This window comes from Massilia sp. LXY-6 (genome assembly GCF_051233485.1).
Classification (GTDB): Bacteria; Pseudomonadota; Gammaproteobacteria; order Burkholderiales; family Burkholderiaceae_D; genus Telluria.
This window is the reverse complement of the sequence record NZ_JBKFGF010000018.1, coordinates 184,608-205,213: the sequence shown is the minus strand read 5'-3', so window position 1 is coordinate 205,213 and position 20,606 is coordinate 184,608. Positions and strand designations below refer to the sequence as shown.

At 64.6% G+C, this 20,606-nt stretch carries 18 protein-coding genes; 7 read left to right on the top strand and 11 right to left on the bottom strand.

What is annotated here, in order from left to right:
- The first annotated feature begins 9 nt into the window (after positions 1-9).
- Positions 10-540, top strand: a complete 531-nt coding sequence (locus ACI48D_RS09845) for a sterol desaturase family protein (protein ID WP_435571043.1) — start codon at positions 10-12, stop codon at positions 538-540.
- Here ACI48D_RS09845 and crtB read toward each other — a convergent pair.
- Genes crtB through ACI48D_RS09820 form a run of 5 tightly spaced genes read right to left on the bottom strand, consistent with a single transcriptional unit; the run spans position 443 to position 6,415 of the window.
- Entirely contained in the window at positions 443-1,426 is a 984-nt protein-coding gene (gene crtB, locus ACI48D_RS09840) for a 15-cis-phytoene synthase CrtB (RefSeq protein WP_435571042.1), read from the bottom strand. The genes ACI48D_RS09845 and crtB overlap by 98 nt on opposite strands.
- Complete coding sequence (locus ACI48D_RS09835; protein WP_435571041.1) at positions 1,423-2,937, bottom strand: phytoene desaturase; 1,515 nt, start codon at positions 2,935-2,937, stop codon at positions 1,423-1,425. Before ACI48D_RS09835 ends, crtB begins: the two co-directional genes overlap by 4 nt.
- Positions 2,934-4,115, bottom strand: a complete 1,182-nt coding sequence (gene crtY, locus ACI48D_RS09830) for a lycopene beta-cyclase CrtY (RefSeq protein WP_435571040.1) — start codon at positions 4,113-4,115, stop codon at positions 2,934-2,936. The genes ACI48D_RS09835 and crtY overlap by 4 nt, the downstream gene beginning before the upstream one ends.
- Entirely contained in the window at positions 4,112-5,440 is a 1,329-nt protein-coding gene (locus ACI48D_RS09825) for a glycosyltransferase (protein WP_435571039.1), read from the bottom strand. Before ACI48D_RS09825 ends, crtY begins: the two co-directional genes overlap by 4 nt.
- A gap of 18 nt (positions 5,441-5,458) precedes the next feature.
- Positions 5,459-6,415, bottom strand: a complete 957-nt coding sequence (locus tag ACI48D_RS09820) for a polyprenyl synthetase family protein (RefSeq protein WP_435571038.1) — start codon at positions 6,413-6,415, stop codon at positions 5,459-5,461.
- 212 nt (positions 6,416-6,627) lie between these two features.
- On the opposite strand from ACI48D_RS09820, the gene ACI48D_RS09815 reads away from it, so the two are divergent.
- Both ACI48D_RS09815 and ggt read left to right on the top strand, forming a co-directional pair.
- Positions 6,628-7,026 carry a hypothetical protein gene (locus ACI48D_RS09815; protein WP_435571037.1) on the top strand — a complete coding sequence of 133 codons (399 nt, stop codon included), beginning with the start codon at positions 6,628-6,630 and terminating at the stop codon, positions 7,024-7,026.
- On the top strand, positions 7,023-8,780 hold the full coding sequence (gene ggt, locus ACI48D_RS09810) for a gamma-glutamyltransferase (protein ID WP_435571036.1): 1,758 nt from the start codon (positions 7,023-7,025) through the stop codon (positions 8,778-8,780). The genes ACI48D_RS09815 and ggt overlap by 4 nt, the downstream gene beginning before the upstream one ends.
- Before the next feature lie 185 nt (positions 8,781-8,965).
- Here the strand turns inward: ggt and ACI48D_RS09805 are convergent, their stop codons facing one another.
- Entirely contained in the window at positions 8,966-9,376 is a 411-nt protein-coding gene (locus ACI48D_RS09805) for a response regulator (RefSeq protein ID WP_435571035.1), read from the bottom strand.
- 523 nt (positions 9,377-9,899) lie between these two features.
- Here ACI48D_RS09805 and ACI48D_RS09800 point away from each other — a divergent pair.
- Positions 9,900-11,054, top strand: a complete 1,155-nt coding sequence (locus tag ACI48D_RS09800) for a GGDEF domain-containing protein (protein WP_435571034.1) — start codon at positions 9,900-9,902, stop codon at positions 11,052-11,054.
- Positions 11,055-11,445: 391 nt separating this feature from the next.
- Here ACI48D_RS09800 and ACI48D_RS09795 read toward each other — a convergent pair whose 3' ends face one another.
- The 5 genes from ACI48D_RS09795 to ACI48D_RS09775 form a co-directional block, all read right to left on the bottom strand.
- A complete protein-coding gene (locus ACI48D_RS09795; protein ID WP_435571033.1) occupies positions 11,446-12,900 on the bottom strand; it encodes a hypothetical protein in 1,455 nt (484 codons plus the stop codon).
- A gap of 844 nt (positions 12,901-13,744) precedes the next feature.
- Positions 13,745-14,329, bottom strand: a complete 585-nt coding sequence (locus tag ACI48D_RS09790) for a TerD family protein (RefSeq protein WP_435571032.1) — start codon at positions 14,327-14,329, stop codon at positions 13,745-13,747.
- A gap of 28 nt (positions 14,330-14,357) precedes the next feature.
- The gene (locus ACI48D_RS09785; protein ID WP_435571031.1) at positions 14,358-15,056 is read right to left on the bottom strand and encodes a TIGR00266 family protein; all 699 of its coding nucleotides are present in this window, start codon (positions 15,054-15,056) and stop codon (positions 14,358-14,360) included.
- A gap of 123 nt (positions 15,057-15,179) precedes the next feature.
- The gene (locus tag ACI48D_RS09780) at positions 15,180-15,755 is read right to left on the bottom strand and encodes a TerD family protein (RefSeq protein ID WP_435571030.1); all 576 of its coding nucleotides are present in this window, start codon (positions 15,753-15,755) and stop codon (positions 15,180-15,182) included.
- 102 nt (positions 15,756-15,857) lie between these two features.
- Positions 15,858-16,928 carry a DUF475 domain-containing protein gene (locus tag ACI48D_RS09775; protein ID WP_435571029.1) on the bottom strand — a complete coding sequence of 357 codons (1,071 nt, stop codon included), beginning with the start codon at positions 16,926-16,928 and terminating at the stop codon, positions 15,858-15,860.
- 123 nt (positions 16,929-17,051) lie between these two features.
- Here ACI48D_RS09775 and nhaR point away from each other — a divergent pair, with 123 nt between their 5' ends.
- The 3 genes from nhaR to ACI48D_RS09760 all read left to right on the top strand — a co-directional run bounded on the left by nhaR (position 17,052) and on the right by ACI48D_RS09760 (position 20,594).
- Positions 17,052-17,957: a transcriptional activator NhaR gene (gene nhaR / locus ACI48D_RS09770; protein ID WP_435571028.1), complete on the top strand. Its 906-nt coding sequence runs from the start codon at positions 17,052-17,054 to the stop codon at positions 17,955-17,957.
- Positions 17,958-18,021: 64 nt separating this feature from the next.
- The gene (locus ACI48D_RS09765) at positions 18,022-19,383 is read left to right on the top strand and encodes a hemolysin family protein (RefSeq protein ID WP_435571027.1); all 1,362 of its coding nucleotides are present in this window, start codon (positions 18,022-18,024) and stop codon (positions 19,381-19,383) included.
- A 125-nt stretch (positions 19,384-19,508) separates the two neighbouring features.
- A complete protein-coding gene (locus ACI48D_RS09760) occupies positions 19,509-20,594 on the top strand; it encodes a DUF5694 domain-containing protein (protein ID WP_435571026.1) in 1,086 nt (361 codons plus the stop codon).
- Positions 20,595-20,606 lie beyond the last annotated feature (12 nt).

The following is a 20,606-nucleotide window of genomic DNA, read 5'->3' as shown; positions in this document are numbered from 1 at the left end:
GCTGGTTTCATGCTGCTCAACGTCCTCATCCTCATCGTGACCGTGGTCCTGATGGAAGTGTTTTCCATCGTCGCGCACAAGTACGTGATGCACGGCTTCGGCTGGGGATGGCACCGCTCGCATCACGAAGCGCGCACCGGATGGTTCGAGAAGAACGACTTGTACGCGCTCGTGTTCGCGGGCGTGGCGATCGCCCTCATCCATGCGGGCGCCACGCTCGGCCATCATCCGCTGGAATGGATCGGCGCCGGCATGACGGCCTACGGTTTCCTGTACTTCGTGGCCCACGACGGCCTGGTGCACCGCCGCTGGCCTTTTAGCTACGTGCCGCGGCGCGGTTACCTGAAGCGCCTGTACCAGGCCCACCGCATGCACCATGCGGTGGGCGGCAAGGATGGCGCGGTCTCCTTCGGCTTCCTGTACGCGCCGCCCGTCGAGGACCTCAAAAAGGCGTTGCATGCGCTGCACCAGGGGCCGCTTCGCCAGCCGCGCCGGGACGCCGCCACAGGCCGGCCGGACGCGGACGCGCCGCGGGATTGAACCGATCCAGACGCGAACCGAGCGCCTGCACACCGCCTTCGGCCAGCAGGCGCAGCTTGGTGGCCTTCGATGTCCCTGTCCGCTCGTCCCAGGCCCGCGCCCCGCGCTGCTTCACGACGATCCCGATCTGCCGGTACACCTTGCGCGCGGTGGCGATCGCCCAGGCCGAACGCGGCGGCAGGCCGGCGATGCCGCCCAGCGCCGATTCGTAATACGGTTCGGCGTGATCGACCAGGCGCGCCGCCAGCACCGCCAGCGCGGCCCGATGGCGCGGCAGCGTGAGCTCGTCCGGCGGGATGTCGGCGTCCGCCAGCCACCGGGCCGGCAGGTAGCAGCGCCCGATGTGCGCATCCTCGACGATGTCGCGCGCGATGTTCGTCAGCTGGAATGCCAGGCCGAGGTCGCAGGCGCGGTCCAGCACGCGCGCATCATCCACGCCCATGATCGAGGCCATCATCAGCCCGACCACCCCGGCCACGTGGTAGCAGTAGCGCAGCGTGTCCTCGATGGTCTCGTAATGCGCACCCTCCACGTCCATCGCGAAGCCGGCCAGGTGGTCGAAGGCGAAGCACTGGGGAATCGCATGGCGCAGCGCCACGTCCTGGAAGGCGGCGAAGGCCGGAGACGCCATGTTGTCGCCCGCATAGGCGCGGCGAGTCTGCTCGCGCAGGCTTTCCAGCTTGTCTGCGGCGCCGGCCTGCCGGCACGGCGCGGCGTTGAAGCCGAGCTCCTGGCCGTCGACCACGTCGTCGCAGTGGCGGCACCAGGCGTACAGCATCAGCGCGCTGCGCCGGGTGGCCGGGTCGAACAGCCTGGCGGCCGCGGCGAAGCTCTTCGAGCCTGCCTCGATCGTGCGGGTCGCATGGTCCAGCAGGGCTCCGTTCACGCCGGCGCTCCTTCCCGCATCTCTTTCAACATCAGGCCGGCGGTGGCCTTGGCCGAGCCGATCACGCCCGGCACGCCGGCACCGGGATGGGTGCCGGCGCCGACCAGGTAGAGGTTGGAAAGCCGGGCGTCGCGGTTGTGCGGGCGGAACCAGGCGCTCTGGGTCAGCAGCGGCTCCAGCGAGAACGCCGAGCCCAGGTGGGCATTCAGCTGCTCGCGGAAGTCCAGCGGCGTGAAGATGCGGCTGGTGACGAGCTGGCTGCGCAGGCCCGGCATGTAGCGCCTTTCGAGGTAGTCGAAGATGCGGTCGCGGTATGTTGGCCCTTCCGTTTCCCAGTCGATCGGCGCGTTGCCCAGGTGCGGCACCGGCGCCAGCACGTAGTGGCTGCCGCAGCCGGGTGGCGCCAGCGAGGGGTCGGTCACGCATGGCGCGTGCAGGTAGAGCGAGAAGTCCTCGGCCAGGGTCTCGCCCTTGAAAATGTCCTTGATCAGCTCGCGGTAGCGCGGTCCGAAGCAGACCGTGTGGTGCCGCAGCTGGCTGTGGTGGCGGTCGAGGCCGAAGTACAGCACGAACAGCGAATTCGAAAAGCGCTTCTTCGCCAGCGCCGCGCCTTGCTCCGCGCCGCGCGGATGCTGGCCCAGCAGCGTCGCATAGGTGTGCACCACGTCGGCATTCGAGGCCACCGCATCGGCCGCGAAGCCGCGCCCGTCCTCCAGCCGCACGCCGGCGACCCGTCCGGCGGCGACGTCGATGCGGGCCACCGGCGCGTTCAGCTCGATGCGCCCGCCGATGTCCTCGAACAGGCGCACCAGCCCGCGCACCAGGGCGCCGGTGCCGCCACGCGGGAACCACACGCCCCATGTGCGTTCCAGCGCATGGATCAGGGTGTAGATCGACGATGTCGCGAAGGGGTTGCCGCCCACCAGCAGCGAGTGGAAGGAGAAGGCCTGGCGCAACTGCTCGTCCTGGATGAAGCGGGAAACGATGCCGTACACGCTGCGCCATGCCTGCAGGCGCGCCAGCTGCGGGCCGGCGGCGACCATGTCGCGAAAGGACAGGAAAGGCACCGCACCCAGCTTCAGGTAGCCTTCCGCGAACACCGCCTGCGAGTAGGCCAGGAAGCGCCGGTAGCCTGCGACGTCGGCCGGGTTGCGCGCGTGGATCTGGCGGTCCAGCACGTCCTGGTCGTTGGCGTAGTCGAAGTGGCTGCCGTCTTCCCAGCACAGGCGGTAGAACGGCGTCACCGGCAGCATCTCGACATAATCGGCGATGCGCTTGCCGGCCAGCGCGAACAGCTCCTCGATGCACGAGGGGTCGGTGATGACGGTCGGGCCGGCGTCGAACACGAAGCCCTGGTCCTCGTACACGTAGGCGCGCCCGCCCGGCTTGTCGCGCCCCTCCAGCAGCGTGGTCCGGATGCCGCTGGCCTGCAGGCGGATGGCCAGCGCCAGCCCGCCGAAGCCGGCGCCGATGACAACCGCGTGGCGCGGTTCGATGTTCCGTGCGTTCATTCTGCTGTTCCGATCTGGTGAGGGTGGATCTTGCAGGCGGCAACGATCGCCTGGCCTACGGGAGCCGGCGGCTTGCCGGACAACAGGCGCGCCTTGTCTTTCAAGCTCAGGCGACCGGCGTAGAAGTGCGTGATCAGGGAAGCCGGCAGGCGATAGAAGCGCTGCATCACGCGCCAGCGCTGGTTTGGGCTGCCGGCCAAAAACAGCATGCGGTTCAGCAGCCGGAAGAAGCGCTGGCGCCGCCATTCCCGCGCGGCTTCGTCGCGGATGGCGGCGAACAGGCCGGCCGCGTCGATATCGCGCAGGCCGGCGATGCGCTCGCCAAGGCGCACCGCATGCGGCAAGGAGTAGCCGGTGGTCGAGTGGAACAAGCCGGCGCGCAGGCCGGCGCTGGGCTGGCCGGCCAGGTCGTTCCAGTAGGCGTCGAAGTCTCCGGCCAGCACGATCGGCAGCCGGCCCTCCTCCTCGCGCAGCACCTCGGCGATGCGCCAGCCGCGCGCTTGCGCGTAGGCGGCGATGTTGGCACGCAGGCGCCCGGGCTCCCAGGCGGTGCTGTCGACGTAGTGGGTGTCCTCGATCAGCAGGCGGTGAGTATCGAAGGGCAGCACGTAGACGAAGCGGTAGCCGCCCTGCTGGTCTACCCGCGCGCCGGCATCCATGATGACGGGGTGCCGCAGTCCATGCGCTTCGGCGAGCCGCACTTCCTGGCCAAGGAAAGTCTGGCAGCCCAGCGCCAGCCGGCCGCTCGGCCGCATGCCGCGTCCGTCGATCACGGCGCGCGCTTCCAGCACCTCGCCATCGGCCAGCTCGACCCGGGTCGGCGCGATGCCGGCGATGCGCGCCCGCAGCCGCAGCGCCGGGCCGAGCGCCGGTTCGATGACGCGCGCGAAGTCGCTCGATGCGATGCTGGCATAGCCGCCGTCCAGCGTGCGCGCGTGCTCCGGAAACACGACCTCGTGGCGCGGCCAGCGGTGCGACACCAGCGGCGCGATCCAGGCCTGCTGGCCGGCGTCCAGGTCGCCGTCGTGGAAGGACCAGGTGTGGTTGCCGCCCAGGCGTTCGCCCTGCTCGAGCAGCAGGATGCGCAGGCCGGGCTTGTTCATCCGCAGGCGCCAGGCGATCAGGCCGTTCGCCAGGCCGCCGCCGGCCAGGATCAGGTCCCAGGCCGGCTTGCTCATGCCGGTCCCGCGCCGGCGCTGGCCTCGGCGTTCCGGCCCCGGCTGCGGCGCAGGCCCACGGCCGCCTCGACGATGTCGGCTGCGCGCGGCGTACCGCCGGCGCGGGCCAGCTGCGTGGCCATCGCATCGATCCGCGCGCCAAACTGCGGCTCCTCGAGCAGGCGGCGCAGCTGGCGCTCCAGGCTGGCGGCGCCGGCCAACCGGGCCGAGGCGCGCAAGCCGATCCCGGCGTGCACGATGCGGCTCGCTGCGCCCGGCTGGTCGAAGGCGATCGGCAGCGCCAGGATCGGAGTGCGCGCCGCGATCGCATCCATGACCGTGTTCAGGCCGGCGTGCGAGACCACGGCGTCGGCGCGTGCCAGCACCTCCCGCTGCGGGGCGAAGGCGCACACCCGGGTGGCGCCGGCATGCCGCAGGGCCTGTTCCTGGGCCGCGCCGAGCCCGCCGCAATGGGCCACCAGCAGCTGGGCGTCGAGCCGGCGGCAGGCCTTGGCGATGCGCTTGAACAGGCCGAAACGCTGGCCCTGCAGGGTGCCGAGCGAGGCGAACACGAAGGGCCGGCCGCGCTCTTGCTCGAACATGGTTTCAGGCATCGGCGCGGGCACCGCCGCGCCCGCATCGTCCGCGGAGCGCAGCGGCCCGACGTGGTGGAAATGCGGCGGCAGCGCGCGGCGCGGAAAGTCGAAGGCGGCGATGGTCTGGCTGAGCTGGGCCAGGGGCGACAGGCATTCGTGCAGGGCGCCGCGCGCGCCGATGCCGAGCCGGCGCGAGTGGGCGTCGATCGCCTCGCGGTGCGGGCCCATCATCCAGTCGTAGACGCGGGTGCTGCCCTCCACCACCTGCCTTGCCCGCTCGCTGTCGCCGTGGGCGAAGGGCATCACGGGCAGCGGGATGCCGGGCTCGCGGTTGACCGGCAGCGCGCAGGCGACCGAGACGAAGGGCAGCCCGAGCGCTTCGGCGACCAGGCCGCCGGCCGCTTCCATCTGGTCGGCGATGAGGGCATCGACGTGCAAGGATTCCAGCGCGGCCGGCAGTTCGCGGCACAGCATGCCGGTGCCGCCCGCCATGTCGAGGATGACCCGGCGCAGCCCGAGCGGACCGCCGGGATTGGCGCCGCGCCGCAGCGCGGCGGCCAGCGAACCGGGCGGATGGGTGCTGGCACCCACCGCGTGAAAGCCGATGCGGCCATCCTTCAGCAAGGCGGCGCCGTCCGGACGCTGCAGGAAGCTCACGCGGTGTCCACGCGCGATCAGTTCGAGCGCCAGCGCCGACAGCGCGCTGAAGTGGCTGTAGAACGCCGGTGCGACCACGCCGAAGTGGGCCATGCGCCGTCCCGTCCGGTGTCAGTGGCGCACCAGGCTCACCCCGGCGCCGGCGGTGTGGCGGTGGGTGGCGGACGCGAACGCCATGCCCGGATGGGTCTTGGCGAACAAGCCGGCAACGAAGCGGCGCGTGTGGCCCTTGCCGCCCAGCGCCGCGTTCAGGTGGCGCTCGGCATCGAGGAGGTGGCGGCCCAGCTGCCGGCGCGCCTCGTCATGGCCCACGGTGTTGACCAGGGTGGCCTTGCCGAGGTCCCTGCCGGTGTCCTTGCCGGTGACGGCGCTGTCGTTGCCGGCGCCGTCCTGGAAGTCGTCGCGGATCTGGAAGGCGTGGCCGGCCGCCAGCGCGAAGGCACGCAGGGACGCCGCCACGCAGTCGTCAGTTTCGGCGATGATGGCGGCCATGTCGACCGCCACGCCCAGCAGCACGCCGGTCTTCAGCTCGTTCGTCACGGCGATCTCGTGCGCGCTGCGCTGGCCGCCACGCAGATCGAGGAACTGGCCCTTGACCAGGCCCTGGTCGCCGATCGTCTCGGACAGCCTGGCCACCAGGCGGGCGCGAATCGGAGCCGGGATTTCCGGGGCCGAGGCCAGGATGCCGAAGGCGCGGCTGAGCAGGCCGATGGCGGCCAGGATCGCGACGTCCTCGCCGAACTGCACGTGCACGGTGGGCTTGCCGCGGCGGAGCATGGCATTGTCCATGCACGGCATGTCGTCGAGGATCAGCGAGGCCGCATGCACCATCTCGACCGCGCAGGCGACGTCGACCAGGGCCGGCGAATCGCAGCCGAGGTCGCGCGCCACCAGCATCAGCAGAAGCGGACGCATGCGCTTGCCGGCGCCGAGCGCAGCGGCGCGCATCGCCCGCGCCAGCAGATCGGCCTGGTCCGGGCTCTGCGCCAGGGAACGGCCGATGCGTTCTTCCAGCTGCCGGCGCAGCAGTTCCATTTCCTGGGGCGGGGCATCGTCGAGGTGGTCCATGCCGGGCTCGTCGAACCGCCTTGTCTGTGTCGTCATGCGCGCCCCGCAAAATTTGATGAAATTGAGGCTGATGATACCGGAACCATGTTAAAGCACCGCCAATTGTTTCCAAGCGTGCGCGGCTTCCCGACACAGTCAGGAACACGACGGCGCCCTGCTCTGCCTGGTAACTTTGCTATGATTGGCTTTCCGCAAATAACCGGAAAGATGCAATGAAGTGGCTCGCCCTGCTCGTCCTGACTGGATTGTCCGCCTGTGCCGGCGCGCCGCTCAAGGACGGGACCTATCCGCTGCAGCCGGGCCAGCGCGTGGCCCTGTCCGGCAATACCACCCTCACCTATGACAGCTTCAGCGACAGCCGCTGCCCGGCCAACGCACGCTGCATCTGGGCCGGACGGCTGAGTTTCCGGTTCGTGCTGGACGGTCCGGAGGGCGCCGAGGAGTTTTCGCTGGGTCCGGACCAGCTGGCCGCCACACCGACATCGCTGCACGGCGCGCGCGTGGCGCTCGACCCGGGCAGCATCCCGCCGGCGCGCAGCAGCGTTGCGACGCGCCCCGGCTACGTCATCCCCGTCACGCTCACGATCACCTCAACTTTCAAGCACCCATGACCAACTCGTGCAAAGCGCTCGCCAGCGCCCTGATCCTCTCCATCGTCCTCGCGCCGCCGCTGGCGCTCGCCAGGACGCCCGTCGCCACCGGTACCGGCGGCGCGGTCGCCACCATCAGCGAAAAGGCGTCCGAAACGGCCATCGCCATCCTCAACAAGGGCGGCAATGCGATCGACGCCGCGGTCGCGGCCGCCGCCACGCTGGGCGTGACCGATCCGTTCAGCTGCGGCATCGGCGGCGGCGGCTTCATGGTCATCTACCTGGCCAAGGACAAGCGCGTGATCACGATCGACCACCGCGAGACGGCACCCGCCTCGTTCAGCCCCGCCGTGTTCCAGGAAAACGGCAAGCCGATCGACTTCGAGACAGCGGTCGCCAGCGGCGCCTCGGTCGGGGTGCCGGGCACGGTGCGCGGCTGGCACGAAGCCCTGCAGCGCTACGGCACGATGTCGTTCAAGCAGGTGCTGGCGCCGGCGATCGAGGTGGCGACGAAAGGTTTTCCGGTCAGTGAAACTTTTCACAAATTAACGGCCGAAAATGAAGGAAAATTTCAACTATTTACGAGCACCAGCCAGCTCTACCTGAAGAACGGCAAGGCGGTCCCGGCGGGCACGACGCTGAAGAATCCGGACATGGCCAAGGCCTACCGCGAGATCGCCGCGCGCGGCTATAAAGCGTTCTACGAAGGGCCGATGGCGCAGGCGATCGTCGGCGCCGTGAATCGCCCCCCGTTGGCGAGGGGCGCGCAGGTGCGGCCGGGCACGATGTCGATGGCCGACCTGGCCAACTACGAAGCGCGCATCCGCCAGCCGGTGCGCTCGACCTACCGCGGCTATGACATCTACGGCATGTCCCTGCCCAGCAGCGGCGGCATCACGGTGGCCGAGGCCCTCAACATCCTCGAAGGCTACGACCTGAAGAGCATGCCGCGCCCGAACGTCGAGCACCTGTACCTGGAAGCCAGCCGCCTGAGCTTCGCCGACCGCAACGCCTACCTGGCCGATCCGGAATACGTCGACGCCCCGGTCGACGGCATCCTGTCGAAACAGTTCGCAGCCCAGCGCCGTTCGCTGATCCGTCCCGACAAGGCCGCCGCCGTGGTTCCGGCCGGCGATGCCTTCCTGTACGAGAACGACCAGAGCTTCCCGCTGCGCCCGCAGCAGAAAATGATCCAGGAAGGCACGCACACCACCCACCTGACCGTGTCGGACAAGGAAGGCAACGTCGTCTCCTATACCTTTACCATCGAATCCTGGGGCGGCAGCGGCATCGTCGTGCCGGGCTACGGCTTCCTGCTGAATAACGAAATGACGGACTTCGACTTCACCGGCCCGGCGCCGAACATCCCGGAACCCGGCAAGCGCCCGCGCAGCAGCATGGCGCCCACCATCGTGCTGAAGGACGGCAAGCCGGCCTTCACCATCGGCAGCCCGGGCGGCGCCACCATCATCACCACCGTGCTGCAGACCATCGTCAACTACGTCGACCTCGGCATGAGCATGGACAAGGCGATCGATGCGCCGCGCCTGTCGCAGCGCAACGCGAAGGAGACCTCGGTGGAGCCGGGCTTCGCCGGCACCCAGCAGGCGCGCGGGCTGGAGAACTTCGGCCACAAGTGGGAAACCAGTCCGGCGCCGGAAGAGATCGGGGCCGCGAATGCGCTCGTGTTCAATCCGGACGGGACCGTGACGGCGGTCAGCGAAAGCCACCGCCATGGCATCGGCACGGCGCTGGTACAGAAGCGCGGGCACTGAGGGACCAGGCGCGGACAGGCGTCGCGTCATGATTGCCGGGTGCAGCGCTCCGGGGCGCCCACGCAAGACCGGCCTTCCCATGCCCGAGTCGACGCGAAGGCTGCCCGGCCGGTCCATGCCGCCCGGGGCAGGCACTGGCCTGGACACGGCACCGAATGCGTGCCCGGCAAGTGCCGACACAGTGCCTAGGCGAGGGAGAGCGAGGACGACCGGGACCGCGTTCTCTGTCGAGTCGCAGACGCAGCGACCTTGATGGCGGTGATTAACTGGTTCAGCTCACTCGTTTTCGCCACGTAAGCATCCGCGCCAGCCCTCAAGAGGCGAGACAAGTACTGGTCGTCATTATTCTTGCTCAGGATAAGGATTTTCAGCTCCGGTGCTTCATCGCGAATCTGCTGGACAAGCAGGATGTCATCGTAGGGTGGCAGCGATGGATCGAGCAACAGGACGTCGACGTACCCTTCCCTCACACAAGCCAGGGTTTGGCCGGCATCACCCGCTTCGGCTGCCACCTGAAGGCCGGGCACACAGTCCAGCAACATTTTTACTCTTCTACGCATGATCTCGTGCCGATCAGCAATACAAATTTTTATCATTTTTGTAGAAAAAACGGTTCGAAGCAGAGGGAGCTTCGTCGCGTTTTCTGTCTCCTCTGATTAGCTTTCTTCTCGCCTGACCGATGGATTTATTGTTGTCCTCCGTTTCCGATCATTAATTTCCAAAAAGATAAGTATCGATATTATCTACGCTTTTTTTCCATTGCAGGAAATTTTATATAAAAGACTCTGGGAAAACACTACTATATTCAGCAAGACGGATGCCTTGAGAACGAATAACAACATTTCATGCCAATCACATAGGCACGCCACGGTCGACCGCGTCTGGCCAGTCTGCGCACAAGGCCTCGGCCGTTTTGGGGTTCCAGGCAATGTCCGGTTGCCGGCAACGAGCCGCCAATGGCCAACACGTTAGAATGCGTGAGTATTTCCTTTGGTTAACGTGCCAAAATATGCAACATTCCGTATGCACAAGCGCCGCCATGCCATTCTCGTGTAGTTGCCCTGTCCTGCTCCCGCTTTCCTTACGCATCTTCTGCACACCGAATGCCAAGACCCGGCCATGAACCTGGCTGACGCCCCGATGGAATTCGATTCGCTGACCGGCGAGTTCGCCATGCCGGCGGACGAGGCCGCGTTCCTGCGCCATCGGCAACCGCAGACCCAGCGCCTGCTCGGCTTCACGCTGGTCTTTTGCACGCTGTTCTACGTGGCCTTTTCGGTCACCGACCTGGCCGCGCTCGGCTACGGACCGGCCTTCCTGTCGCTGCTCGGCGCGCGCATGGTGGTGGCCGTCACCGCCGGGACCTGTGCCTGGCTGGCTTACCGCAGCCGCCTGAGCGTGCGCGCGATGCGGATCGCGGCGTCGGTGGTGGAAGCGGTGGCACTGGGCTGCTTCATGTTCATCGCCATGCTGCGTCCGGCGGAATTCCACTGGCATGCGATGTCGCTGGCGATCATGCTGATCGTCGTCTATCTCTACATCCCGAACGGTTTCGTCAACGCGCTGCTGCTGGCCTTCGCCGCGACCGTCGGGCTGCTGGCGCTCGCCCTGCGCCTGGCGCATATGACGCCGGCCGACATCGTCACGATGAGCATGCTGCTGACGCTGGCAAACGCCTTCGGCGCCCTGGCGGCACGGCGCTTCAACCGCGCATCGCGCGAGGAATACCGGGCGCAGGCGCGACTCCAGCATGCGGCGGAGCGCGACCACTTGACCGGCTGCTACAACCGGCGCTACCTGGTCGACCACCTGATGCGGCCGCAAGCGGCCCCGCTGCGCCGCAAGCGCAGCCTGACCGTCGTGCTGTGCGACATCGACAACTTCAAGCGCATCAACGACACCTACGGCCATGCCGACGGCGACGAGGTGATTCGCAGCTTTGCAAAGCTGCTCGACAGCATGACGCGCAAGGGCACCGACAGCGTGGTCCGCTATGGCGGCGAGGAGTTCCTGGCGATCCTGCCCGACACCGGCCTCGAAGGCGGCATCCGCTTTGCCGAGCGGCTGCGCACACGGTTTGCCGCAAGCGCCTGTCCTTCTGCCGACGGCAGCAGCCAGATCTGCACGACCGCCAGCTTCGGCGTCGCCTCCGCCGATCTGGGCGATGACGGCACCGGCCGTACGCTGGACGACCTGATTTCGGCGGCCGACAAGCTCATGTACGAGGCCAAGCGCGGCGGACGGGACTGCGTGCGGTCGATGCAGCTGGCCTGACGCGCCCCGTCCACAGCCTGCTTACATCAGCGGTGCAATGCTGAAACTGCACTGGGTCGGCAGCACGAAGGTGCGGTTGTTGTTTGCCATGTCCAGGTGGCGCGGCTGGACGCTTACACAAGCATTGCTTCGTGTTGTTGACCTCATGTCATAGCGGGAGGTCTTCCTGGGTCGAGCAGGTCGCATTCCAAGAAGTGGAGAAACCGGCGGGTGCCAATTCATTGGACGGCTGCAATAATCAGACGAAATAGGCGTTCGTAGGAAATTGAGCGCCTATTTACGAGAACGTCACCGATGATGCAGTTAAACAATCGATCTCGACATATGCATTAGACCAGACCAGGTTCAACACCGCCCGAACATACATCGATCAGGCGACATTTATCCGGGATTATGGAGCGAAAGAATAGCTGCAAGGCTTGGATTGAACGAATGTCAAGTTATTGTTCGCCCAATCTAGCGCATTTTTCAATGCCTCTTGATACGGCCTATTTGGATTGGCTGACAAGGTCACGTTGTGCTTCGGCGTGTTCAGCTCGACTTGCGCTCTGCTGATCAATTCATTGATGCTTATAAAATCGGTCCGGCCTGGATTCGTCATCCCGGGCGCAAAGACCATCGCCGACCCGTTGACGGTTTGCAGTAAGCCATTGCTTCCCTTAACTGGAACATTGACGTTAAGCACCATGGTTGCAAGCTGCACCGACAGCATGTTGGCCATGTTTGTCGCTTTTCCGGCCAGCAAAAACGATTGGAATTGAGTGATGCTTGGATTCAACAGCAGCGTCCCATCTGCATTGACCAAGGGCGTTGAGCCGACGGCGGGCGGGGTCAGGAAAATATTGCCGAGGATTATATTCGACGCCTTAATGGCATTGCTGCCGTTCTTGTTGCTCCAGAATCCTAAGGTGTACCCGTTTCCTGGGCCAGTACATACATTGCCAAACCAAACTGTACGCGTAAGCGAATCGCCCGTCGTGTTAACCGTGAACTGGTTCATATACGGCGGCGTGGTGGAAAAAGGCTGACGTGCATTCGGAAACTGCTCATCGTAGGCTGCGGTTGTCTTCCAATTCGTTTCGATCGGTTGAAATTCACGGGCGACATACGCAGTATTCGGCAGGAGATTGTAGTACGTTACTCCAGTGAAAGCAGGGGTGACAGGGGAACCGTCAGGGTTGGCCAGTAACAGGTCGACCTTCCAGCCTTTGCCGTCGACAGCTGAGTTCAATATGTCCTCGCCCGGGTCATACACGCCGTTGGCATTGGCATCGTAAAATTTATTGATGGTGATGCTGGCTGTCCCGTTGGGTGGCACGGAACTGTCGGCTAATACTTTGAAATTGTCCGTTTTCGAGTTCTCCGGGGGGAAGTTGGGGTCAGGACTGATCCAGACTTTGTACTCGCCGCCGTTATTTGGCGTCGTTGCGTATCCCACGCCGTTGAAGGCGCCTGTCGAAGTGATCTGGCCGACATTGCTGAAAATTGAAATGCAGGAAAATTTGCCGGTTGCGTCAGTCTTGATGGGGGTGAGCAGTTGCATCACCGCACTCGTACCTAACACGACTTCGCCTCTCGGATCGGTTACCCGGAGATAGTAACTCGTCAGTGGCTTTAGGCCGGCGGCGTTCAGGCGCGAGGGGCCGCCGCCGATGTACACCACTTCCTTGGTCGGATAAATGTTGCCATTGACTTGATTACAATACGGATCGGTCGTAAACGCCGCACCGGGAAGCGGACTGGGTGTCCCGGGCGAGGTCTGGGCAAAGGCCGGGCAGATGACCAGAGCCGAGGCCCCCCACAGCAAACCATGGACCAAACCCTTTCTTGAGGCAAGATGAAGCATGGCGTTCTCCTGTATGTTCAGCGATGGTGGCCGCTGTTTGCCAGCTGAGAGATGCAAGAAGTCCGCATTCACTGCCTCAGCAGCTGTGAACGCTCTCTTTGCTGCAGTGCCTAAAGGGATGGAGGCTGCGTGTATTTATTCAGTTATTAAACGAACTGCGCGACGACACCACACAGTATTTAGTTACCGGCAGAATGTATAGTAATGTGAAAATATTTTATAAATTACATTTTCATTCTTATTGCCCATTTGTCTTTTAGAAGGAAGCGACAACGATATCAAGCCGCCGCTCGGGCAGCCATTAATTGCGATGCGCATGCGGTATCGAACTACAACGGCAATACTAGACTGATCACCTGCTGACCAACAATATTGGTGTAATATTTTCGTATGTACCTACCCTCTACATTTTGCTGGGTGACCTCCTCTTTCTGCTGGCGTTGGCGTCGGGCCATCTAAGCACACTCTATAGCCCAGGCAGCTCTGCGGGCAGCAAAACAACATGGTGGCAAAACGGTAGTGAATTCGAATTTACGACTAGCCCGAGTGAAAACTAAACTTAAAACCAATGGTTAGTTCAAATCGTGCTGCTCATGAACGATTTGGTGCATCTAACATTCATCACCATGGTATAGAACGGGTTTGAGATAATGAAGGGGCATAGGTCCTTTTCCATGCCAGCTTCTCGTACTGAACACCCGGGACATTTGTATGGGTGGGCCAGGCATGAAAAAAAACGGCTCCCGAAGGAGCCGCAAAAAGAACCCGGACGCCAAGCCGTCCGGGCCGGGAACGCGTGGACGGAAACGGTGTCCGCGCGGGAACTACTGGAAACGGCTGGCGATTACAGGTGCGACACGATCAGCGGCATCAGGTCGTCGAAGGTACGGCCGCTGCCGTTCTCGCCGATCGCGTGCATCTTCCATTCGCCGTTGTGGCGGTACAGCTTGGCCATGATCTGGGCCGTGTGCGAGCCCTGCACCGACAGGTCGTAGCGCGCGATCTCCTTGCCGTTGGTGGTGTCGAAGATGCGGCAGAACGCGTTCTCGACCGTCGAGAAGTTCTGGCCGGTGAAGCTGTTCACGGTGAACACCAGCGATTTCACGCTGGCCGGCACGGTGCGCAGGTCGACGATGATCTGTTCGTCGTCGCCGTCGCCGGCGCCGGTGCGGTTGTCGCCGGTGTGGACGATGCTGCCGTCACGGCTCTTCAGCTGGCGGAACCAGACCACGTCGACCGGGTTGTTGGATTCGTCGAACATCACGACCGAGGCGTCGAGGTCGATGCTCTCGCTCTTGCCGCCGCCGAAGCCGAAGAAGCCCTTGGATTTGGCGACGTCCCAGCCCAGGCCCATCGTGACACGCGACAGCGCGCCGCCGGCTTCCTTCTCCAGCGAGATCTTCTGCCCTTTTTGCAGGTTGACTGCCATGGTAAAACTCCTTTGTAAGTAGGTTTGCTCAGCGCGACGACGTCTGCATCCAGGCCTTGAAGGCGGCGCGGTTGCGCGAACAGACGTAGATCTTGCCCCGACCGGAGAAGCGCAGGACGATGCCTTCGCCGCTGGTCTGGCTGTTGATCAGGTTGCCCAGGAAGCCGCCGCTGGTGCCGGTCGTGATCGAGACTTCGTAGCGCAGGGTGGAATCCCAGGCCACGACGTGCGAGTTGTCGATGATCGCGTCCTTGCCCGGCTCGACCTCCAGCATGCTCATCGAGCCGAAGCCCGACACCACCACCTGGCCGCTGCCCGTCGTTTCCGTGACGAAGAAGCCGCCGCTCTGCGCGAACAGGGCGTTGCCCAGGCTCTGGGTGCGCACCTTCAGGTCCACGCCCGAACTGGCCGCGACGAAGGCGCCGTCGCTGATGATGTACTGGCCCGAGGGTCCGCAGTCGACGATCTGCATCGCGCCCGGCAAAGTCGGCGACAGCAGGCAGTCGCCGTCGCCGCGGGCGGCTTCGATGTGCTGCTGGAAGAAGGACTCGCCGTTGGCGAAGGTGCGCATCAGGGCGCTGCCCAGGCCACCACGCATCTTGCCCTTCAGGTCGAGCGTCGATTCCATCATCACCATCGCGTCGGATTCGCAGTAGATGGTCTCGCCGTGGCGCATGGACACGTGCAGGAAGGGGTCGACATCTCCGGTAACGGTAAATTTAGGCATTTCCTTGGCTCCCGTGGTGGGGATCGATGAACCTAGTGCGCCGCGACGGCGGACCGGTCGCATTGGCGGTCTGCGATGCTCGCTGCGCTTCCTCGATCCCTCTTTATTGTGTCGGTTTAAAAATTAAACGCCCACGCCGTAGTTCTTGGCGAGGGGGCCGAGGCCGCCGTTGAAGCCCTGGCCGACCGCGCGGAACTTCCAGTCCGCGCCGTTACGATACACCTCGCCGAAGATCATGGCCGTCTCGGTCGAGCTGTCCTCGGACAGGTCGTAGCGGGCGATCTCGCTGTTGTTGGCGGCGTTCACGCAACGGACGAAGGCCTTGCCGACCATGCCGAAATTCTGGCGGCGCGCTTCGCCGTCGTGGATGGTCACGGCCACGACCACGCGGTCGACGTCGGCCGGCACCTTCGACAAGTCGATCGAGACGGATTCGTCGTCGCCCTCGCCTTCGCCGGTGCGGTTGTCGCCCGAGTGATTGACTGAGCCGTCGGCCGACTTCAGGTTGTTGTAGAAGATGAAGTCGGCGTCCGAGCGGACCTTGCCCGACTGGTTCAGCAGGAACACGACGCCGTCCAGGTCGAACGCGGCGCCATCGGTGGCGCGCGTATCCCAGCCCAGGCCGACCTTCAGGTTGACCAGGCCCGGCGCTTCTTTCGACAGGTTGACGTTACCGCCTTTTTGCAGACTGATTGCCATGTTGACTCTCCTTGTTTTGGTTGAACACCTTCGTTACCACATGCAGCGAACTGGTGTCCCGTGGTTCGCTGAATTCGCGTGGGCGGGGCCGCCCACCCTACGTCACTTCACCTCTGCCAATTCCTTATGCCCCGCACCGATCGCTTCCAAGCGCTTGCGGTAGCGGATCGACGACCACAGCGAGGCGCCGATGAAGGCCACGCCAGCCAGGCCGGTTACCAGCTCGGGCACGTGGAACTTCATACTCGCCAGCATGATCAGCGCCAGGATGCCGATCGCGTAGTGGGCGCCGTGCTCCAGGTAGACGAACTCGTCGAGCGTGCCCTTGTCCACCAAGTAGACCGTCAGCGAACGCACGAACATCGCACCGATCGCCAGGCCCAGCATGATGATCACGACGTCGTTGGTGATCGCGAAGGCGCCGATCACGCCGTCGAAGCTGAACGATGCATCCAGCACTTCCAGGTACAGGAAGCCGCCGATACCGCCGCGCTTGACCATGTCGCCGACCTCGCCGCCGCCCTCTTCCGACTTCTCGAGCATGTTCGACAGCACATCGACGCCGACGTAGATCAGGATGCCCCACAGGCCCGACATCAGCACCACCATCTTCTGGCCTTCCGCCACCAGCGAAAGGCTGGCCATCAGGGCGCCGATCGCGATCATCACCGAGATCGAGGAGACCTTGCCGAGCGAACCCAGCTTCTCTTCGAAGTGGCCCAGCCAGTGGTGCTCCTTCTCGTCGTCGAACAGGAAGTTCAGGAACACCAGCAGCAGGAACATGCCGCCGAAGGCCGCCACTTCCGCGTGGTGGTTAGTCAGGTGCATCGAGTACTCTTTTGGGTTCTCCAGCGCCATCTTCCAGACCTCGCCCATGCCCAGGTCAGCTGCCACAGCGACGATCACCAGCGGGAACAGCAGGCGCATGCCGAACACGGCGACGATGATGCCCACGCCGAGGAACAGTTTCTTCCAGAACGCGTCCCAGGTCTTCAGGACCGAGGCGTTGACCACCGCGTTGTCGAACGACAGCGAGACCTCCATCACCGCCAGGATGGCGGCGACGCCCACCGCGGTCAGCGCGCCGGCAGGCCCGCCGTGCGTATACCCCCACCAGCCCGATGCCGCCAGGCAGAGTGCGGTGACAAAAAATGACACCCTAAAATGTTTCATCTTGGTCTTCCCTGGTTTTTGTTTGGTTGTTGATATGACGCAGTGTAGGGGGATGACGCAAAAGGAAAAAGCGAAGATAATGAGAGAATTACTTCGTAAAAACATGAGTTATCGCTCAAGACGATGAAAAACGACCTGAATTTCCGTCACCTGTACTACTTCTGGGTGGTCGCCAAGGAAGGCGGCATCACGCGTGCCGCCGAGCGTCTTGGGCTGGCGGTGCAGACCATTAGTTCCCAGCTGACCCTGCTGGAACAATCGATGGGCAAGACCCTGTTCGCGCAGCAGGGCCGGCGCCTGGTGCTGACCGAGGCGGGGCGCGTGGCGATGAACTACGCGGACCAGATCTTCCTGTTGGGCCTGCAGATGCAGGAAGCGGTGAGCGAGGCCGACAGCGGGCGGATCCGGCTCTCGGTCGGCATCTCGGACTCGCTGCCGAAGCTGTCCGCCTACCGCATGCTGGAAGCGGCAATGGGCATCGACAAGCAGGTGCGCCTGGTCTGCTACGAAGACCAGTTCGACGCGCTGCTGGCCGATCTCGCCCTGCACAAGCTGGACGTGGTGCTGACCGACCGCGAGGTGCAGCCGGGCAGCGCGCTGAAGGTGTTCAGCCACCAATTGTTCGAGAGCGAGATGCTCGTGGTGGGCACGCCGGAGCTGGCGGCCGAGTACGGAAAAGATTTCCCGGGGAACCTGAACGGCGCGCCGTTCCTGCTGCCGACGCGTAATAATGCCCTGCGTGGCAAGATCGACGAATGGTTCGTGCAGGTCGCCGCCAAACCCGACGTGGTCGGCGAATTCGAAGACAACGCGCTGCTCAACACCTTCGGACGGCGCGGCCTCGGCCTGTTCTTCGCGCCGGCGGCGCTGGCGTCCGAAATCGCCGAACAATTCGGCGCGGTCCAGGTCGGGGCGGTGCCCGGCGTGCGCGAGCAGTTCTACGTGATCTCGAACGAACGCAAGATCAAGCACCCGGCGGTCGAAGCCATTCTCGGCGCCGTCCAGAAAGCGATGCCCGCCGCGGCCTGAGTGGCATGGCTGAGATGACCATGTACAATGCTTCGGCTGTGCCTGTTGATTAACTACCATTTGTATGGAAAATATATTACTTGTCGTTCTGGCGCTGTTGCTGGTGGTGCTGAACGGCTTTTTCGTGGCGGCCGAGTTCGGCATCGTCACGCTCCGCAAGACCCGCGTGCGGGCGATTGCGAAAAGCGGCGGCCTGCAAGGCCGCATCCTCTACAAGGTCCATAGCCAGCTCGACGCCTACCTGTCGGCCTGCCAGCTCGGCATCACCCTCGCCTCGCTGGGTCTGGGCTGGGTCGGCGAACCCGCTTTTGCCCGCCTGCTCGAACCGGTATTCGACCTGCTGGGCGTCACCAACCCGCAGCTGATCCACGGCGTGTCCTTCGTGATCGCGTTCGGCGTGATCTCGTTCCTGCATATTGTTGTAGGCGAACTGGCGCCGAAGTCGCTGGCGATCCGGATCCCGGAAGCGGTCGGCCTGTGGAGCGCGCTGCCGCTGTACGGCTTCTACTGGGCGATGTACCCGGCGATCTGGCTGTTGAACGCCAGCGCCAACATGGTGCTGCGCGTCGCCGGCCTGTCCGGCGCCGGCGGCCACGAGACCCATTACTCGAACGAAGAACTGAAGCTGATCCTGCGCACCAACACCAGCACCACCGGCGAAAAAGGCGAAAAGGAAAAGTTCACGCAGGACGAGCGCCACATCCTGGCGCAGTCGCTGGAGTTCGCCCAGCACACGGTGTCGGACCTGATGCGCCCGATTAACGAGGTGAGCGCGCTGTACGCCAGCCGCTCGCTCGAGCAGAACTTCGACACGATGCGCCGCAACCGCTTCTCGCGCTACCCCTGGTTCGACGAGGACGGCGAGGAAGTGCTGGGCGTGATCCACTTGAAGGACCTGTTCTTCGCCCAGCAGGCCGGCAAGATGGTTTCCGACCTGACCGAATTCCTGCGCCCGGTCGAGACGATCTCGGCGCGCACCCCGGCGATCGAACTGTTCCGCCGCTTCCGCACCGGCGCCCCGCACTTCGCCCTGATCGGCGAAAAGGGCAAGCGCCCGGTCGGCTTCATCACCCTGGACAACCTGCTGGGCGCCATCGTCGGCGAGATCCGCGACGAGTTCCGCCTCAACGAGAACGACTGGATCCGCCAGGCCGACGGCACCTTCATCGGCAAGGCCAGCCTGCCGATCGTCTCGCTCGAGCGCGTGCTCGGGATCGACATCAATAACGAAGAGATGGGCCTGGACGAGGTGGAATCGGTCGGCGGCCTGCTGATGGCCAAGCTGGGCGACATCCCCAAGCAGGGCCAGCGCATCGAATTCCCGCGCTTCGACGTGGTGGTCAAGAAGACCGTCGGCCCGCGCATCCTGCTGGTGAAAGTGATTCCGCGCCTCGAACGGGGCGCGGACGAGGATGAACTGGACTAAGGAAGCCATCCCAGGCGCCGGCGGCATTCCAGACCGCCGATCCTGCATCCTGTCGCATAAGGCCAGCCTCGGCGGCGGCACCCGCCTACATTAGCCTTTCAACCCGTCTTGAAAGGAAACGACCGATGCTGCAACGAGTGACCGGCCTGCTGGCAGCGGCTGCCATCCTGTGCGCCGCCAGCGCGCACGCGCAGGAATCCGCACGAAACTTCGACCCCGGCAAACTGAAGGGCCCGGCGAAAGGCAGGCCGAACGAAGTGATGGTGCTCGGCACGGCCCACCTGAAGTACCTGCCGCCCACCTTTCAGCCGGCCAGCCTCAGGCTCCTGAACGAACGCCTGCTAGCCTGGAAGCCGCGCATCATCGCCATCGAAAACCTGTCCGGCACGCAGTGTGCCTTCGTGCGCCAGTATCCGCAGCGCTACAAGGACACGATCGAATCGTATTGCGGGTGGGACCCGGCGCCGGCCCGTGCGGCCACCGGTCTCGACCTGCCTGCCGCGACCGCCGAAGCCGACCGCCTGCTGGCCAGCTGGCCCGCCGTCCCGACGCCGGCCCAGCGCCGCCATCTTGCCGCCGTGTTCCTTGCCGGCGGCGAACCGGTATCGGCGCTGGTGCAGTGGCTGCGCCTGCCGGAAGCAGAGCGGCACGCCGGTGACAGCCTCGATGCCACCCTGGTCGCGGCGCTCGAAACGAGGCGCGGCGCACGCGGCGAAGACTCGCTGCTCGCCGCGCCGCTGGCGGCCGCGCTGGGCCTCGAACGCGTGGTGGCCATGGACGACCACACGGCCGACGCGCCCGACGCCGACCCGAAAGCGGCCGGCGAAGCGATCGGAAAGGCCTGGGACAATCCCGCCACCGCCAAGCGCCGGCAAATGGACGAACGCCTGCATGCGAAGGTCGGCGATGCCGAAGGCGTCATGGCGCTGTACCGGGCCATCAATGATCCGTCGCAGGCCCGGCTGGTCTTCGACAGCGACTTCGGCGCGGCGCTCGAAGAGCCCTCGCCGCAGCAATTCGGTCGCGGCTACGTCGGCTACTGGGAAACGCGCAACCTGCGCATGGCCGCGAACATCCGCGAAGCCATCGGGATGCAGCCGGGCCGCCGCACGCTGGTGATCGTGGGCGCTTCGCACAAGTGGTATCTGGAGGCTTACCCGAACCAGATGCACGACGTGCGCATCGTAGAGAGCTTGCAGGTGCTGCGCTAGCACTCGTCGGGG

What these genes read in the sequence shown, in the direction of transcription:
- ACI48D_RS09795 (WP_435571033.1), bottom strand. Translation starts at nt 12,900, where the DNA reads ATGCTTCATCTTGCCTCAAGAAAGGGTTTGGTCCATGGTTTGCTGTGG.
- nhaR (WP_435571028.1), top strand. Translation starts at nt 17,052, where the DNA reads ATGAAAAACGACCTGAATTTCCGTCACCTGTACTACTTCTGGGTGGTC.
- ACI48D_RS09765 (WP_435571027.1), top strand. Translation starts at nt 18,022, where the DNA reads ATGGAAAATATATTACTTGTCGTTCTGGCGCTGTTGCTGGTGGTGCTG.
- ACI48D_RS09775 (WP_435571029.1), bottom strand. Translation starts at nt 16,928, where the DNA reads ATGAAACATTTTAGGGTGTCATTTTTTGTCACCGCACTCTGCCTGGCG.
- ACI48D_RS09815 (WP_435571037.1), top strand. Translation starts at nt 6,628, where the DNA reads ATGAAGTGGCTCGCCCTGCTCGTCCTGACTGGATTGTCCGCCTGTGCC.
- ACI48D_RS09820 (WP_435571038.1), bottom strand. Translation starts at nt 6,415, where the DNA reads ATGGACCACCTCGACGATGCCCCGCCCCAGGAAATGGAACTGCTGCGC.
- ACI48D_RS09780 (WP_435571030.1), bottom strand. Translation starts at nt 15,755, where the DNA reads ATGGCAATCAGTCTGCAAAAAGGCGGTAACGTCAACCTGTCGAAAGAA.
- ACI48D_RS09800 (WP_435571034.1), top strand. Translation starts at nt 9,900, where the DNA reads ATGAACCTGGCTGACGCCCCGATGGAATTCGATTCGCTGACCGGCGAG.
- ACI48D_RS09825 (WP_435571039.1), bottom strand. Translation starts at nt 5,440, where the DNA reads ATGGCCCACTTCGGCGTGGTCGCACCGGCGTTCTACAGCCACTTCAGC.
- ACI48D_RS09790 (WP_435571032.1), bottom strand. Translation starts at nt 14,329, where the DNA reads ATGGCAGTCAACCTGCAAAAAGGGCAGAAGATCTCGCTGGAGAAGGAA.
- ACI48D_RS09805 (WP_435571035.1), bottom strand. Translation starts at nt 9,376, where the DNA reads ATGATAAAAATTTGTATTGCTGATCGGCACGAGATCATGCGTAGAAGA.
- ACI48D_RS09845 (WP_435571043.1), top strand. Translation starts at nt 10, where the DNA reads ATGCTGCTCAACGTCCTCATCCTCATCGTGACCGTGGTCCTGATGGAA.
- ACI48D_RS09835 (WP_435571041.1), bottom strand. Translation starts at nt 2,937, where the DNA reads ATGAACGCACGGAACATCGAACCGCGCCACGCGGTTGTCATCGGCGCC.
- ACI48D_RS09785 (WP_435571031.1), bottom strand. Translation starts at nt 15,056, where the DNA reads ATGCCTAAATTTACCGTTACCGGAGATGTCGACCCCTTCCTGCACGTG.
- ggt (WP_435571036.1), top strand. Translation starts at nt 7,023, where the DNA reads ATGACCAACTCGTGCAAAGCGCTCGCCAGCGCCCTGATCCTCTCCATC.
- ACI48D_RS09760 (WP_435571026.1), top strand. Translation starts at nt 19,509, where the DNA reads ATGCTGCAACGAGTGACCGGCCTGCTGGCAGCGGCTGCCATCCTGTGC.
- crtY (WP_435571040.1), bottom strand. Translation starts at nt 4,115, where the DNA reads ATGAGCAAGCCGGCCTGGGACCTGATCCTGGCCGGCGGCGGCCTGGCG.